This window comes from Streptomyces sp. NPDC046727 (assembly GCF_040645635.1).
GTDB lineage: Bacteria > Actinomycetota > Actinomycetes > Streptomycetales > Streptomycetaceae > Streptomyces.
The window spans coordinates 69,636-85,130 of sequence record NZ_JBEYYR010000018.1; the positions used below are offsets into that span (position 1 = coordinate 69,636).

The following is a 15,495-nucleotide window of genomic DNA, read 5'->3' on the forward strand; positions in this document are numbered from 1 at the left end:
TAGGCGCCGAACCAACCGGCCCCAGGCGGAAGCGGGACGGCCACGGCCCGGAGCCAACCGGCCCCGGGCGACGGTGGGACGGCCACGGCGCGGCGGGAACGTGCCCTCGGGATGGGCGCCGCGTGGCGTGCCGGCGCGTTGATACGGCCTTCGCTCGTCTTCGCCGCCACCGCCCTCGCCGCCGGGATCCTCGTGACGTTCCTGCCGCTGGCGGCCGGCGCGGCCACGGGCGCGGTGACCGTGGCGCTGCTGGTGCAGCCCGCCGCGTCGACGGCGGCCCGCTGGGTCGCGGGCCGGTACGGCGACCGGCGGGGTGCCGGGCAGCTGGTCGTGCCGGGGCTGCTCGTGTCGGCCGCCGGGGTGCTGCTCACCGCGGCGACCTCGGTGCCGGCCGCCGTGGTCGCCGGGTCGGCGGTGTTCGGGGCCGGTTTCGGTGTCGTCCAGAACGCCACCCTCACGGTCCTGTACGGCCGCGTCTCCAGCGCGTCGTACGGCACCGTCGCCGCGCTGTGGAATCTCGCCTACGACGCGGGGATGGGTGCCGGAGCCGCGGCTTTCGGGCTCGTCGCGGGCCGCACGGGCTATCCGGTGGCGTTCTCGCTGACGGCGGCGGCGATGCTGCTCGCGCTCGCCCCGGCGATCGGTGACCGGAGGTCGCCCGACTGAAGGCTCAGCCCTTCGTGGCGCCCTGGATCAGCCTTCGTACCCCCGCCGTGAGCTGCTCGGCGGTGGTCGCGGAGTCCGGGTCGAAGAGCCACTGGACCATGAGGCCGTTGAGGAGGGTCTGGTAGAGGCGGCCCTCGGTGTCCACCGTCTCCTGGTCGACCTCGGCCTCCGGGATGCCGCTGAACAGGGACACGAGCCCCGTGCGACCCTCCTCCTGCGCCTCGGCCAGCAGCTTGCGCACTTCCGGGATCCGGTCGCCCTGGGCGATGAGTTCGTAGCTCAGCATCCAGATCGCCCGCGACTGGGGGACACCCCGGATGACGTTCGTCCACACCTCCTGGAAGCGTTCCAGCGACCCCGGCGGCTGCGTCACCTGTCCGCCCATGGCGGGATCGAAGCTCTCGCCCACCTCCTCGATCAGCGAGACATAGGCCTGCACCAGCAGCGCGTCCTTCGACCCGTAGTGGTAGCCGATCGAGGCCAGGTTCGTCCCCGACTCCTTGACGACGTCCCGCGCGGTCGTGCGCAGGAAGCCCTTCTCCAGCAGGCAGCGCTTGGCGCCTTCGAGCAGATCCTCACGGTGTCCCATGCGGCCACCCTACCCCGGATCCATACAACCGTCCTAGACGCATGTCCTATACAAACGTTCTAGACAAGCGTTTAAGACGCTCGTACAGTCCTCGGCATGACGATGAACCTGACGAGCACCACCGCCCCCGGCCGCGCCGGGCGACGCGAGTGGACCGCGCTCGGCGTGCTGATGCTGCCGCTGCTGCTGGTCTCGATGGACGTGTCGGTCCTGTACTTCGCGACCCCCGGGATCAGCGCCGACCTGCGGCCGAGCGGCACCCAGCAGCTGTGGATCTTCGACATCTACGGCTTCGTGCTGGCCGGCCTGCTGATGACGATGGGCTCGCTCGGCGACCGCATCGGCCGCCGCAGGCTCCTCCTCATGGGCGCCGCGGCCTTCGGCGGCGCCTCGCTCCTCGCGGCCTACGCGAACAGCGCCGAGACCCTCATCGCGGCCCGCGCGATCCTCGGCATCGGCGGCGCGACCCTGATGCCGTCGACGATGGCCCTGCTGCGCACGATGTTCACCGACCCGGCCCAGCGGGCGAAGGCGATCGGACTGTGGTCCGCCGTGATGACCGGCGGTATCGCGCTCGGCTCGGTGATGAGCGGCATCCTGGTCGAGCACTTCTGGTGGGGCTCGGTCTTCCTGGTCAACCTGCCCGCGATGGCGCTGCTGCTCGTCCTCGGCCCGGTGCTGCTGCCCGAGTCGAGGAACCCCGAGCCCGGCCGCTTCGACTGGGTGAGCGTCCCGCTGTCGATGGCCGCCGTGCTCCCCGTGATCTACGGCCTGAAGGAGATCCCCTCCGAGGGCTGGCACCCGCAGTACGTCGTCTCGGTCACCGTCGGCCTGCTCTTCGCGGCCCTGTTCGTCCACCGCCAGCGCACCAGCGCCTCCCCGCTGATCCCGCCGGCCCTGCTCAAGGGCCACGGCTTCACCCCGGCACTGGTCCTGAACCTCGTCGCCAGCCTCGGCATGATGGGTTCGGCCATCTTCACCACGCAGTACCTGCAGTCGGTCCTCGGCAAGAGCCCGCTGGAGGCGGCCCTGTGGAGCCTGCTGCCGTCGGTGTTCATCGGGGTCGCCGGCCCGGTCACCGCCCAGCTCGTGCAGCGGGGTGTCGACCGGGGGTACGTGATCGCCGGTGGCTTCGTGGCCATGGCCGCCGGTTACGCCCTGCTCGCACTCGTCGGCACCGACTCGCTGTGGCTGGCCCTCACCGGGGCCGGCGTCCTCGCCTGCGGGATGGTCGCGATCGTGTCCCAGCTGACCGACCTCGCCATGAGCGGCACACCGGTGGAGCGAGCGGGCACGGCCTCCTCCCTGCTGGAGACCAGCGCCGAGTTCGGCGGCGCGCTCGGCATGGCGGTCCTGGGCTCCATCGGTACGGCGGTCTACCGCCGCGAGATGCCGGCCACCGCCCCGGCCGCGGCCCGCGAGACCCTGGGCGGGGCCCTGGCCGACGCGGCTCACCTGCCCGGCCGGGCCGGACAGACCCTGCTCGCCACGGCCCGGGATGCCTTCACCAGCGGGATGCACGGGGCGGCGATCGCCGGGGCGGTGCTGCTGGTGCTCGCGGCGGCGGGGGCGGCGGCGACGCTGCGGAGGATCGAGGTCAAGCAGAAGTAGGGCACGACAGAACGCCGGACGGGCTGAGAGACCTCAGCCCGTCCGGCGTTTTCGGACTGCTCAGACCAGGTTCACCGACCGGGCCGACGTGGCCCCGATCTCGGAGGCGACCTCGGCCAGAACGGCGGCGCCCACCGTGTCGTCCACGGTGAGCACGGCGAGCGCCTCGCCGCCCACCGCCGCGCGGGCGACCTGCATGCCGGCGATGTTGATGCCCGCCTCGCCGAGGATGCGGCCGACGGTGCCGACGACACCCGGGCGGTCCTCGTAGCGCAGGACGACCATGTGGTCGGCGAGCGCGAGGTCGACGTCGTAGTCACCGACCGCGACGATCTTCTGGACGTGCTTCGGGCCGGCCAGCGTGCCGGAGACCGACACCTCCTCGCCGGTGCCCAGCGTGCCGCGCACGGTCACCACGTTGCGGTGGTCGGCGGACTCCGAGCTGGTGGTCAGCCGGACCTCGACACCGCGCTCCTGCGCGAACAGCGGGGCGTTGACGTAGGACACGGTCTCGTCGACGACGTCCTCGAAGACACCCTTGAGCGCGGACAGCTCCAGCACCTTCACGTCGTGCTGGGTGATCTCGCCGTAGACCTCGACGTCCAGGCGGACCGCGACCTCGCCCGCGAGCGCGGTGAAGATCCGGCCGAGGCGCTCGGCGAGCGGCAGGCCCGGCTTGACGTCCTCGGCGATGACACCGCCCTGGACGTTCACCGCGTCCGGCACCAGCTCACCGGCGAGCGCGAGGCGCACCGACTTGGCGACGGCGATACCGGCCTTCTCCTGCGCCTCGTCCGTGGACGCGCCCAGGTGCGGGGTGCAGACGACCTGGTCCAGCTCGAAGAGCGGGGAGTCGGTGCAGGGCTCCTTGGCGTACACGTCGAGGCCGGCGCCGGCGACCCGGCCCTCCTTCAGCGCCGCGTACAGCGCCGCCTCGTCCACGATGCCGCCGCGCGCGGCGTTGACGACGCGCACGCTCGGCTTGACCTTGCGCAGCGCCTCGTCGCCGATGAGGCCGAGGGTCTCGGGGGTCTTGGGCAGGTGGACGGTGATGAAGTCGGAGACCTCCAGCAGCTCGTCCAGGGAGAGCACCTTGACGCCCATCTGCGCGGCCCGAGCGGGCTGCACGTAGGGGTCGTAGGCGACGACCTTCATGCCGAAGGCGGACATGCGCTGCGCGACGAGGGCACCGATGCGGCCCAGGCCCACGACGCCCAGCGTCTTCTCGGCCAGCTCGACGCCCGTGTACTTGCTCCGCTTCCACTCGCCGTTCTTCAGCGCGGCGTTGGCCTGCGGGATGTTGCGGGCGGTGGAGAGGAGGAGACCGCAGGCCAGCTCGGCGGCGGTCACGATGTTGGAGGTCGGGGCGTTGACGACCATCACGCCGGCCTTGGTGGCGGCGGAGACGTCGACGTTGTCCAGGCCGACGCCGGCTCGCGCGACGACCTTCAGCTTCTTCGCGGCGGCGATGGCCTCGGCGTCGACCTTGGTGGCCGAGCGGATCAGGATCGCGTCCACGTCGGCGATGGCGGGCAGCAGCTGGCTGCGGTCCGCGCCGTTGCAGTGCCGGATCTCGAAGTCCGGACCGAGTGCGTCGACGGTGGCGGGCGACAGCTCTTCAGCGATGAGTACGACGGGTTTCGAGCTCACGTGAGTCCTCACATGTGCGATGCGGACGGCCGTCCCGACGGCCGCAGGCGGAGGAGGGGCTAGCCGCGGAAGACGCACGACGCTGTGGGCCTGACGCGTGTTGTGCAGCAGTCTAGTGGTGCGGCGGGGGCTGCATTGCGCCACCGCGGAAGGATCACTCGTCCGGGGCTGGACGGGGTGGACAACAGGGGCCGGAGCACTTCGCCCCGGCCCCTGTCCTGAGGCTTACGCCTCCTCGTTCACCCAGCTCATCAGCTTGCGCAGCTGCTTGCCCGTGGTCTCCAGCAGGTGCTCGGCGTCCTGCTGCTTGTACTCGTTGTACTTCTTCAGACCGCCGTGGTACTCGTCCATCCAGGTCTGGGCGAAGGTGCCGTCCTGGATCTCGGCGAGGACCTTCTTCATCTCGGCCTTGGTGGCGTCCGTGATGATGCGCGGACCGGTGACGTAGTCGCCCCACTCGGCGGTCTCGGAGACCGACCAGCGCATCTTCTCCAGGCCGCCCTCGTACATGAGGTCCACGATCAGCTTCAGCTCGTGCAGGCACTCGAAGTAGGCGATCTCCGGCTGGTAGCCGGCCTCGGTCAGGGTCTCGAAGCCCGCCTTGACCAGGGCCGCGGTGCCACCGCAGAGGACGGCCTGCTCGCCGAAGAGGTCGGTCTCGGTCTCCTCGGTGAAGGTCGTCTTGATGACGCCGGCGCGGGTGCCGCCGATGCCCTTGGCGTAGGACAGCGCCAGCTGGAAGGCGTCGCCGGAGGCGTCCTGCTCGACGGCGGCGATGCACGGAACGCCGCGGCCCTCCTCGTACTGACGGCGGACCAGGTGGCCCGGGCCCTTCGGGGCGACCATGGCGACGTCGACGCCGGCCGGGGGCTTGATGAAGCCGAAGCGGATGTTGAAGCCATGGCCGAAGAACAGCGCGTCGCCGTCCTTCAGGTTCGGGGCGATGGACTCCTCGTAGACCTGGGACTGGATCGGGTCCGGGACGAGGATCATGATGACGTCGGCCTCGGCGGCGGCCTCGGCCGGGGTCACCACACGCAGGCCCTGCTCCTCGGCCTTGGCCTTGGACTTCGAGCCCTCGTGCAGACCGACACGCACGTCCACACCGGAGTCACGCAGCGACAGGGCGTGGGCGTGGCCCTGGCTGCCGTAGCCGATGACCGCGACCTTGCGGCCCTGGATGATGGACAGGTCGGCGTCGGCGTCGTAGAACAGCTCGGCCACTTTGGGTTCTCTCCTTGAGTGCAGGTGGTGCGTCCCACCGTATGACGGCGGGCGGGAAGGAAGTTCCGGGGTCTCGGCATACGGGCGGCCGTTGATCGGCGGCCGCCCGTTTCCAGTCTTACGCCGTCCGGTCGAGAGCGCGCAGCGACCGGTCCGTGATCGAACGGGCGCCGCGGCCGATCGCGATCGTGCCGGACTGGACCAGCTCCTTGATGCCGTACGGCTCCAGCATCTTGAGCATGGCGGACAGCTTGTCGCTGGAACCGGTGGCCTCGATGGTCACGGCCTCCGGGGAGACGTCGACGGTCTTGGCGCGGAACAGCTGGACGATCTCCACGATCTGGGAGCGGGTCTCGTTGTCGGCACGGACCTTCACCAGGACGAGTTCGCGCTGCACGGCCTGACCGGGCTCCAGCTCGACGATCTTCAGCACGTTGACGAGCTTGTTGAGCTGCTTGGTCACCTGCTCCAGCGGCAGGTCCTCGACGTTCACCACGATGGTGATGCGGGAGATGTCGGGGTGCTCGGTGACACCGACCGCGAGCGAGTCGATGTTGAAGCCGCGACGGGAGAAGAGGGCGGCGATCCGGGCCAGGATGCCCGGCGTGTTCTCCACCAGGACGGAGAGCGTGTGCTTGGACATTTCTCGTTCGTCTCTCTCGCTCAGTCGTCTTCGTTGTCGCCGAAGTCGGGGCGGACGTCCCGGGCGGCCATGATCTCGTCGTTGGAGGTGCCGGCGGCGACCATCGGCCAGACCATCGCGTCCTCGTGGACGATGAAGTCGATGACGACCGGGCGGTCGTTGATGGAGTTGGCCTCCTCGATGACCTTGTCCAGGTCCTCGGGACGCTCGCAGCGCAGGCCCACGCAGCCCATCGCCTCGGACAGCTTCACGAAGTCCGGCACGCGCGTGCCCTTGGCGTCCGGGTTGATGTCCTCGGGGCCGCTGTGCAGCACGGTGTTGGAGTAGCGCTGGTTGTAGAAGAGGGTCTGCCACTGGCGGACCATCCCGAGGGCGCCGTTGTTGATGATGGCGACCTTGATCGGGATGTTGTTCAGGGCGCAGGTGGTCAGTTCCTGATTGGTCATCTGGAAGCAGCCGTCGCCGTCGATCGCCCAGACCGTACGGCCCGGCTGGCCGGCCTTGGCGCCCATGGCGGCCGGGACCGCGTAGCCCATCGTCCCGGCGCCGCCGGAGTTCAGCCAGGTGGCGGGCTTCTCGTACTGGATGAAGTGCGCGGACCACATCTGGTGCTGGCCGACGCCCGCGGCGAAGATCGTGCCCTCGGGCGCGAGCTGTCCGATGCGCTCGATGACCTGCTGCGGGGACAGCGAGCCGTCCTCGGGCTGGTCGTAGCCGAGCGGGTAGGTCTCGCGCCAGCGGTTGAGGTCGCTCCACCAGGCGGTGTAGTCGCCCTTGTGGCCCTCGCTGTGCTCCTTCTGCACGGCCTGGACCAGGTCGGCGATGACCTCGCGGGCGTCGCCGACGATCGGCACGTCGGCGGCGCGGTTCTTGCCGATCTCGGCCGGGTCGATGTCCGCGTGGACGATCTTGGCGTACGGGGCGAAGCTGTCCAGCTTGCCGGTGACACGGTCGTCGAAGCGGGCTCCGAGGGCGACGATCAGGTCGGCCTTCTGCAGCGCGGTGACGGCGGTGACCGCACCGTGCATGCCCGGCATTCCCACGTGCAGCGGGTGGCTGTCGGGGAACGCGCCGAGCGCCATCAGCGTGGTGGTGACGGGCGCTCCGGTGAGTTCGGCGAGGACCTTCAGCTCGGCGGTGGCCTGTGCCTTGATGACGCCGCCGCCGACGTAGAGGACGGGCCGCCTGGCGGAGGTGATCAGCTTGGCGGCCTCGCGGATCTGCTTGGCGTGCGGCTTGGTCACCGGGCGGTAGCCGGGCAGGTCCATCACCGGCGGCCAGGAGAAGGTGGTCTTCGCCTGGAGGGCGTCCTTGGCGATGTCGACCAGGACCGGGCCGGGGCGGCCGGTGGAGGCGATGTGGAACGCCTGCGCGATGACCCGCGGGATGTCCTCGGCCTTGGTGACGAGGAAGTTGTGCTTGGTGATCGGCATGGTGATGCCGACGATGTCCGCCTCCTGGAAGGCGTCCGTGCCGATCGACTTCGAGGCGACCTGGCCGGTGATCGCGACCAGCGGCACCGAGTCCATGTGCGCGTCGGCGATGGGCGTGACCAGGTTGGTGGCGCCCGGTCCTGAGGTGGCCATGCAGACGCCGACCTTGCCGGTGGCCTGCGCGTAGCCGGTGGCCGCGTGGCCGGCGCCCTGCTCGTGCCGGACCAGCACGTGCCGCACCCGGGTGGAGTCCATCAGCGGGTCGTACGCCGGCAGGATCGCACCGCCGGGAATGCCGAACACCGTGTCCGCGCCGACCTCCTCAAGGGAGCGAATGAGGGACTGCGCACCCGTGACGTGCTCGACGGGGGCGGACTGCTGTCCTCCGGAACGGGGCCGCGGCTGCGGATGGTGGGCCCCGGTGGCCTGCTCGGTCATCGGCATTCTCTTCTCGATGCTGAGGGTTTTTGCGAGGTTTGTACGGAGTTCAAGCGCTGCACGAAAGGCGCTCGTGCAACAAAAAACCCCTCGTGCCGCAAGGCAAGCGAGGGGAGCGCGCCGGTGAGGTCGCTGGGGATTCCGGATCGTCCTCCGGTGGGTCCCAGCTCAGCCGACGCGCTGTCCAAGTACGAGAATTCGGGTGCGCATGGAACTGACCCTCCCCCCGGCACGCACCACGTGTCAAGTAGGTGGGACGGGAGTCTCAGAATGTGAGCGAAGAGCACTGCCGCCTCCGAGAACAGCGGGGACACCCCCTGTGTACACCCCCTTCGGCTCCCTCGCCCCCTTCCACGGCTCATTCACCTCCGGGGCGCTCGCGGCGCCCGCGAACGCCGGTTCGGCCGGGGCGTGCGGCACCGGGTAGTGGCCGGATCCGAGCGCCCGGCGCAGCCGGTACTCGTCCAGCGGACCGGCGAACGCCATGCCCTGCCCATGGGTGCAACCCATCGCGCGCAGCGCCACCACCTGTTCGGGCAGGTCCACACCCTCGGCGACCGACTGGAGCCCGAGATCACCAGCGATCCTCAGCAGCCCACTGGTGATCTTGTGCAGCCGGACGGACTCGACCACGCCCTCGACCAGACTGCGGTCCAGCCGGAGGATGTCCACCGGCAGCCGCCGCAGCGCCGTGATGGCCGCGTAGCCGCTGCCGAAGCCGTCCAGCGCGATCCGCACCCCGAGCCGGCTGAGCACGGTCAGCCGCCGCTCCAGCTCCTCCAGGGAGACCCTGGGATCGGTGTCGGACAGCTCGACGACCAGCGCCCCGGGCGGCAGCCCGTGCCGGGTCAGCAGCGCCTCCACCGAGCCCAGCGGCATCGAGCGGTCCAGCAGCCGCCGGGCGCTCATCCGCACCGCCACCGGTACGGCGAGTCCGGTCGCGGCCCGCTCGGCCGCCCGCTCCACGGCTTCCTCCAGGATCCAGCGGTCCAGCTCGGCGGTCTTGTCGCCGTCCTCGGCCACCCGCAGGAACTCCGCCGGCGTGAACAGCACCCCCTGCGAGGAGCGCCAGCGCGCCTGTGCGGAGACCGCTGTGATCCGGCCGTTCTGCAGGCACACCACGGGCTGGTGCAGCAGCGCGAACTCGCCGTCGTGCAGCGCGGCACGCAGGCGCGTGGCCAGTTCCGCCTTGCGGACGACGTCCTGCTGCATCTGCGGCTTGTACAGCTCGACCCGGCCCTTTCCGGCCGATTTCGCGCGGTACATCGCCAGGTCGGCGTTGCGCAGCAACTCGCCCGCGCCGAGGCCCGGTTCGGCGAAGGCGACGCCGATGGACGCGTTGACCCGGACATCGTTTCCGTCGATGCCGTACGGCTGGGAGAGGGTCAGCCTGAGGCGGTCGGCGAGCTCCAGGATGTTCCGCTCCCGGGCGGCACGGTCCCGGGTGCCGTCCCCGACGATCAGGGCCGCGAACTCGTCGCCGCCCAGCCGGGACGCGGTGTCCCCGTGCCGGACCGCGTCCTGGAGTCTGCGGGCGGCCTGGACCAGCAGCTCGTCCCCGGCCTGGTGCCCGATCGTGTCGTTGACGGCCTTGAAGCCGTCGAGGTCGATGAAGAGCACCGCCGTACCGCGCAGGGCGGCGCCCCGGTCGGTGGCCCGGCGGCCGGACAGGGCCTGCTGGACGCGCTTGGTGAACAGCGCGCGGTTGGGCAGGTCGGTCAGCGGGTCGTGCTCGGCGTTGTGCTGGAGCTGCGCCTGCAGGCGCACTCTTTCGGTCACGTCCCGGCTGTTGAAGATCAGCCCGCCGTGGTGCCGGTTGACGGTCGACTCGACGTTGAGCCAGCCCCCGCCGCCGGACCGGAACCGGCACTCGATGCGCGTGGTGGGCTCCTCCAGCGGGTCGGCGGCGAGGAAGCGGCGCACCTCGTGCACCACACAGCCCAGGTCCTCCGGATGGATCAGACCGGCCAGCTCCGTGCCCACCAGCTCCTCGGCGGGCCGTCCGTACACCCCGGCGGCGGCCGGGGAGACGTACCGGAGGATGCCGTTCGGCGCGGCGATCATGATGACGTCGCTGGAGCCCTGCACCAGGGAGCGGAAGTGGTTCTCCTTCTGGGCCAGTTCCTGGGTGAGGGTGATGTTGTCCAGCAGCATGATGCCCTGCCGGATGACGAGCGCCAGCACCACGGCGCCCGCGGTGATCAGCACCACGTGGTCGGGTCTGCGGCCGTTGAGGACGTTGTACAGGATGCCCAGGGTGCACACGGCTGCGGCGAGGTACGGGGTGAGGGCGGCGAGGGAGCCGCTGAGCGGCCGGCCGGACGGGTACCGGCAGTGCTCGGCGCCCGGCGCGGGCAGGGGGAGGTGGTGGTGGCCCGTGCTCCGCTGGCCCGGGACGTGCTCGTGGACCACGCGCGTGTGCCCGTCGGCCGCGCGTGCCTCCTGCGCCTTCCGGCGCCGGGGGGCGGCCCAGGGGGCGTAGGCGAGCAGCAGCGAACCGGCGAACCAGCCGGCGTCCAGGAGCTGCCCGGAGCGGTAGCTGCTGTGCAGCAGCGGCGAGGTGAACAGGGCGTCGCACATCACGGTCAGCGCGAGCGCGCCGATCGCGGTGTTCACCGCCGTGCGGTTGCCCGGGGCGCGGCGGAAGTGCAGCGCGAGGACCATGCTGACGAGCGCGATGTCGAGCAGCGGGTACGCCAGCGACAGCGCGGCGTGCGCCACGCTCGATCCGTCGAACCGGGCCGCCTGGGCGAGCGCGAGGCTCCACGAGAGGGTGAGCAGCGAGCCGCCGATCAGCCAGGCGTCCAGGCCCAGGCAGATCCAGCCCGCCTTCGTCACGGGCCGCTTGGCGAGCACCAGCAGGCCTACGATGGCGGGCGGCGCGAAGCACAGGAAGAACAGGTCGGCGTAGCTCGGGCTGGGCACGGTCCGGCCCAGCACCACCTCGTACCAGCCCCAGACACCGTTGCCCAGGGCCGCCATGGCGGAGGAGAGCGCGAACAGCAGCCAGGCCGAGCGGAAGCGCACGCGCCGGCTGCGGGCGTACAGGAAGCAGGAGACGGCGGCGGTGCCCGCCGCCGCGCTCAGTCCGAAGTCGCCCATGAAGAGCGCGACTTGCTCCGCGCCCCAGTCGAACGCGGCTCCGACGGCGTAGGCCGCGCAGATCAGGGCGAGGACGAGCTGCTCCAGCAGCCGGGTGTTGTCACAGACGGCCGGCCGGCGGGGCGGCGGCGCCTCGTGCGGGTGCGGTGCGCGCACCGCTCCGTCGAGGGTGGTCGTCACGGAGGGCGGCGCACTCACCGGGGCCTCCCGGTCCGCGCCGCTCCCGCGTCCCGGCGGTCCCGCTGCACCGGGTGCGCGTGCCTGCGACGACCGCTGTGCCTGCGCTGGTGGTGGCTGTGATGGCCGGTGTGGTGGCCGCGCCTGCGCGCGGCCGTGCGCCAGGGTCGCCGTCGGCGGCTCCGCCGCGTCGGATCGTTCGTCCATAGGCCGTGCATCGCCCGTCGCCCCCCTCACAAATCTGAAATGTCCATCCCCGGCGCCGAACGGTCAGCGGCGCTGCCCCTGTCGGGACGATACACCAGGATCGTCACTCAGGGACATAGCGTCTCTACGCTCCGTGACGACCAGGGGTAATGCGCGTACAGGGTGCGTCCGAAAGGTTGCGGAGGGTGCCGGAAGCGGACTACTGCCCCATTGATCCCGGCGTTTCGGATCCGGTGGTAAGGATCACGTTCCGCAGTGGTTCCTGGTTGACGAAGCGGGTCAGCTGGTCGACGAGCAGCCGCTTGGCGCGCGGCAGGAAGGCCGAGGAGGGGCCGCCGACATGCGGGCTGATCAGCACGCCCGGCGCCTGCCACAGGGGATGGCCGGGGGGCAGCGGCTCGGGGTCCGTGACGTCCAGGGCGGCGGTGATCCGGCCCCGCTCCAGCTCGGCGAGGAGCGCCTTGGTGTCGACCACGGCCCCGCGAGCGACGTTGACGAGCAGCGCTCCGTCCTTCATCCGGGCCAGGAAGTCGGCGTCGACAAACCCCCGGGTGGCCTCCGTGAGCGGCGTGCAGAGGATCACGACGTCCGCGTCCGGAAGCAGTGAGAGCACATCGGTGATCGGGTGCACAAGACCGCGCGCCGTGGTGCGCTGGGAGCGCGCGATGCGCGCCACCCGCGCGACTTCGAACGGCGTGAGCCGGTCCTCGATGGCGGCACCGATGGCGCCGTAGCCGACGATCAGGACGCTCTTGTCGGCGAGGGACTGGTGGAAACCCGCCGCCCAGCGCTCCTGTTGCTGGGCCCGGACGAATCCCGGGATGCCGCGCAGCGCGGCCAGGGTGAGGGTGAGCGCCAGCTCGGCGGTGCTCGTCTCGTGCACCCCGCGCGCGTTGCACAGCCGTACGCCCGGCACGATCTCCGGCAGCCGTGCGGTGATGTCGTCGACGCCGGCGGTGAGCGTCTGGATGACCCGGACGTTCGTCAGCCGCTCCAGCGGCCGTACCCGGACCGACAGCCGCTTCATGTACGGCACCACGTACACCGCGCAGTCCGCGGGGTCGCCGGGAAACGGCTGGTCGCCGTCCTCTCCCCCGTCCCAGAACAGGTACCGGGGCCCCGCCGGCAGCCCCTCGATCTCCTCGGGCGGGATGGGAAGCCACACGTCTGAAGTCATGCCAGGAGGCTATGTCAGGCACGCGCGCGTGCAGAGGTTAGGTTGGGGGCCGGGCAGAGGGAGGTTCACGAGCAGGTGGAGCGCAGGACGATCGGCGCGGGGGGACTCGCGGTGGGGGCCGTCGGACTCGGATGCATGCCGATGAGCTGGGCGTACAGCGGTTCGCGACAGCGGGGCGACGAGTCGCTCAGAACCGTGCACCGGGCGCTGGACCTGGGCTCGGACCTCCTGGACACCGCGGACATGTACGGCCCTTTCACCAACGAGCTGCTGCTGGGCCGGGTGCTCAAGGAGCGGCGCCAGGACGCCTTCGTGTCCACGAAGGTGGGGCTGCTGGTGGGCGAGCAGCACATCGTGGCCAACGGCCGCCCCGGCTATGTGAAGCGGGCCTGTGACGCCTCGCTGCGGCGGCTGCAGACCGACGTGATCGATCTGTACCAGCTGCACCGCGCCGACCCCGAGGTGCCCGTCGAGGAGACGTGGGGTGCGATGGCGGACCTGGTGCGGGCCGGGAAGGTGCGGGCGCTGGGCCTGTGCGCGGTGGGGGCGCGCGGCGGGCGCCGCTCGGGGACGGGGCTGCACGACACGACGCTGCGCCAGTTGCAGCGGGTGCAGCAGGTGTTCCCGGTGAGCGCGGTGCAGGCGGAGCTGTCGGTGTGGTCGCCGGAGTCGCTCCAGGCGCTGCTGCCGTGGTGCGAGGCGCGCGGTGTGGGCTTCCTGGCGGCGATGCCGCTGGGCAACGGCTTCCTGAGCGGCACGCTGACGCCGGGCGAGGGCTTCGAACCGGACGACGTGCGGGCCCGGCACCCCCGGTTCACCGCCGAGATGATGGCGGCCAACCAGCCGATCGTGGCGGGCCTGCGGCGCGTCGCCCGCCGGCACGGCGAGGACGTCACCCCGGCCCAGGTGGCCCTGGCCTGGGTGCTGGCGCAGGGGCGGCATGTGATCGCGCTGCCGGGTACCAAGCGGGAGCGGTGGGCCGCGCAGAACGCGGCGGCGGCCGGGCTGCGGCTGACCGCACAGGACCTGGCGGAGGTGTCCCAGCTGCCGGCGGCGCAGGGGTCCTGGGACTGAGGTTCCTGCCATCGGTTCCCCAAGACCGGGAACCCGGGCGGCGCCCACGGTGTATGAGAGGGAGAGGGTGCCGTTGGACCGCTGCCTCGGGACCGCCGCCTGGAAGGGACCTTGATCGTGCGACGTCGAGCTGTACCGGCCGTGCTGGCCGCGACCGCCCTGTTGCTGACGGCCGGCTGCTCCTCCGGCGGCGGGGACTCCCCGGGCAGGGCGCCTGCCGCCACGTCGCCCGGCGCCGCCACCGCCCCGCGGGGCACCGGGTCGGCGCCCCCGGCCAAGGGCTCGGCGCGGGTGCTGCGCACGGTGGCCGAGGGCCTGAAGACGCCGTGGGGACTGGCTCCGCTGCCCGGCGGGGGGCTGCTGGTCTCCTCCCGGGACGACGGGACGATCGTCCGCGTCGACGAGAAGACGGGCGAGAAGACCGAACTGGGCGCGGTCTCCGGGGTCTCGCCGGCCGGCGAGGGCGGCCTGCTGGGCATCGCCCTCTCCCCCGACTACGCCTCGGACCACATGGTCTACGCCTACTTCACCTCGGCCTCGGACAACCGCATCGTCCGCATGCTGTACGACGAGCGGAAGCCGGCCGGTGAGCAACTGGGCGCTCCGGACACGGTGTTCCGGGGCATCCCCAAGGGCGTCATCCACAACGGTGGCCGGATCGCGTTCGGCCCGGACGGGATGCTGTACGCGGGCACCGGTGAGAGCGGGCAGCGGGGTCTGGCCCAGGACCGGAAGTCACTGGGCGGCAAGATCCTGCGGCTGACCCCGGAGGGCGAGCCGGCACCGGGCAACCCGTTCCCGGACTCCCCCGTGTACTCGTACGGCCACCGGAACGTCCAGGGTCTGGCCTGGGACGACAAGCAGCGGCTGTTCGCCTCGGAGTTCGGCCAGGACACCTGGGACGAGCTGAACGCGATCAAGCCCGGCGACAACTACGGCTGGCCGCGGGCCGAGGGCAGGTCCGCCGACGCCGGGTTCCACAACCCGATAGCCCAGTGGCACACCGACGACGCCTCCCCCAGCGGCATCGCCTACGTGAACGGCGTGATCTGGATGGCCGGCCTCAAGGGCAAGCGCCTGTGGCGCATCCCGCTGAACGGCACCTCGGCCTCGGCCGCCCCGCAGGCGCTCCTCACCGGCACCTACGGCCGCCTGCGTACGGTCGTCCCGGCCGGTGGCGACAGGCTCTGGCTGGTGACGAGCAACACGGACGGCCGGGGCACCCCGAAGAAGGGGGACGACCGGGTGCTGGAGGTGCGGGTGAGCTAGCCCCGCCAGGCGCGGCTCCCTCCCTCACGCCTCATCCGGCGCCGCCTCGGCGGCCGGCGGTTCGTCAGGCGCCCGTTGGGGCAGGCGTATCACCGCCTTCCCGGACGACAGGTCTATCGGGCCGTGGCCCGGGTCGTTGTCGCCGACGTCCTCGCGGGTCAGTTCGAGTCGGTTCTGCTCGTCCCGGGTGTGCTTGCGGCCGGGCGCGAACAGGTCCTCGAAGACGTTGAACACG

At 71.3% G+C, this 15,495-nt stretch carries 12 protein-coding genes; 4 read left to right on the forward strand and 8 right to left on the reverse strand.

What is annotated here, in order from left to right:
* Positions 1–111: 111 nt before the first annotated feature.
* Entirely contained in the window at positions 112–666 is a 555-nt protein-coding gene (locus tag ABZ937_RS22840) for an MFS transporter (protein WP_361694604.1), read from the forward strand.
* A 4-nt stretch (positions 667–670) separates the two neighbouring features.
* On the opposite strand, the gene ABZ937_RS22845 is transcribed toward ABZ937_RS22840, so the two are convergent.
* Positions 671–1,255, reverse strand: a complete 585-nt coding sequence (locus ABZ937_RS22845; RefSeq protein ID WP_361694606.1) for a TetR/AcrR family transcriptional regulator — start codon at positions 1,253–1,255, stop codon at positions 671–673.
* A gap of 96 nt (positions 1,256–1,351) precedes the next feature.
* Here ABZ937_RS22845 and ABZ937_RS22850 point away from each other — a divergent pair, with 96 nt between their 5' ends.
* Positions 1,352–2,866, forward strand: coding sequence for an MFS transporter (locus tag ABZ937_RS22850; RefSeq protein ID WP_361694608.1), 1,515 nt, complete (start codon positions 1,352–1,354; stop codon positions 2,864–2,866).
* A 60-nt stretch (positions 2,867–2,926) separates the two neighbouring features.
* Here the strand turns inward: ABZ937_RS22850 and serA are convergent, their stop codons facing one another.
* The 6 genes from serA to ABZ937_RS22880 all read right to left on the reverse strand — a co-directional run bounded on the left by serA (position 2,927) and on the right by ABZ937_RS22880 (position 12,917).
* On the reverse strand, positions 2,927–4,516 hold the full coding sequence (gene serA, locus ABZ937_RS22855) for a phosphoglycerate dehydrogenase (RefSeq protein WP_361694610.1): 1,590 nt from the start codon (positions 4,514–4,516) through the stop codon (positions 2,927–2,929).
* A 225-nt stretch (positions 4,517–4,741) separates the two neighbouring features.
* A complete protein-coding gene (ilvC, locus tag ABZ937_RS22860) occupies positions 4,742–5,740 on the reverse strand; it encodes a ketol-acid reductoisomerase (protein ID WP_361694612.1) in 999 nt (332 codons plus the stop codon).
* A gap of 118 nt (positions 5,741–5,858) precedes the next feature.
* A complete protein-coding gene (gene ilvN / locus ABZ937_RS22865) occupies positions 5,859–6,383 on the reverse strand; it encodes an acetolactate synthase small subunit (protein WP_030793132.1) in 525 nt (174 codons plus the stop codon).
* A 20-nt stretch (positions 6,384–6,403) separates the two neighbouring features.
* A complete protein-coding gene (locus ABZ937_RS22870; protein WP_361694614.1) occupies positions 6,404–8,254 on the reverse strand; it encodes an acetolactate synthase large subunit in 1,851 nt (616 codons plus the stop codon).
* 243 nt (positions 8,255–8,497) lie between these two features.
* Complete coding sequence (locus ABZ937_RS22875) at positions 8,498–11,554, reverse strand: EAL domain-containing protein (protein WP_361694616.1); 3,057 nt, start codon at positions 11,552–11,554, stop codon at positions 8,498–8,500.
* 385 nt (positions 11,555–11,939) lie between these two features.
* Complete coding sequence (locus tag ABZ937_RS22880) at positions 11,940–12,917, reverse strand: 2-hydroxyacid dehydrogenase (RefSeq protein ID WP_361694618.1); 978 nt, start codon at positions 12,915–12,917, stop codon at positions 11,940–11,942.
* A gap of 75 nt (positions 12,918–12,992) precedes the next feature.
* Between ABZ937_RS22880 and ABZ937_RS22885 the strand changes: the two genes are divergently transcribed.
* Both ABZ937_RS22885 and ABZ937_RS22890 read left to right on the forward strand, forming a co-directional pair.
* The gene (locus ABZ937_RS22885) at positions 12,993–13,991 is read left to right on the forward strand and encodes an aldo/keto reductase (protein WP_361694620.1); all 999 of its coding nucleotides are present in this window, start codon (positions 12,993–12,995) and stop codon (positions 13,989–13,991) included.
* A gap of 111 nt (positions 13,992–14,102) precedes the next feature.
* Positions 14,103–15,260, forward strand: a complete 1,158-nt coding sequence (locus ABZ937_RS22890) for a PQQ-dependent sugar dehydrogenase (RefSeq protein ID WP_361694622.1) — start codon at positions 14,103–14,105, stop codon at positions 15,258–15,260.
* Between the two features lie 24 nt (positions 15,261–15,284).
* On the opposite strand, the gene ABZ937_RS22895 is transcribed toward ABZ937_RS22890, so the two are convergent.
* Positions 15,285–15,494 (reverse strand): DUF6191 domain-containing protein, encoded by a 210-nt coding sequence (locus ABZ937_RS22895; RefSeq protein WP_361694624.1) that lies wholly within the window; start codon positions 15,492–15,494, stop codon positions 15,285–15,287.
* Between the last annotated feature and the right edge of the window lies 1 nt (position 15,495).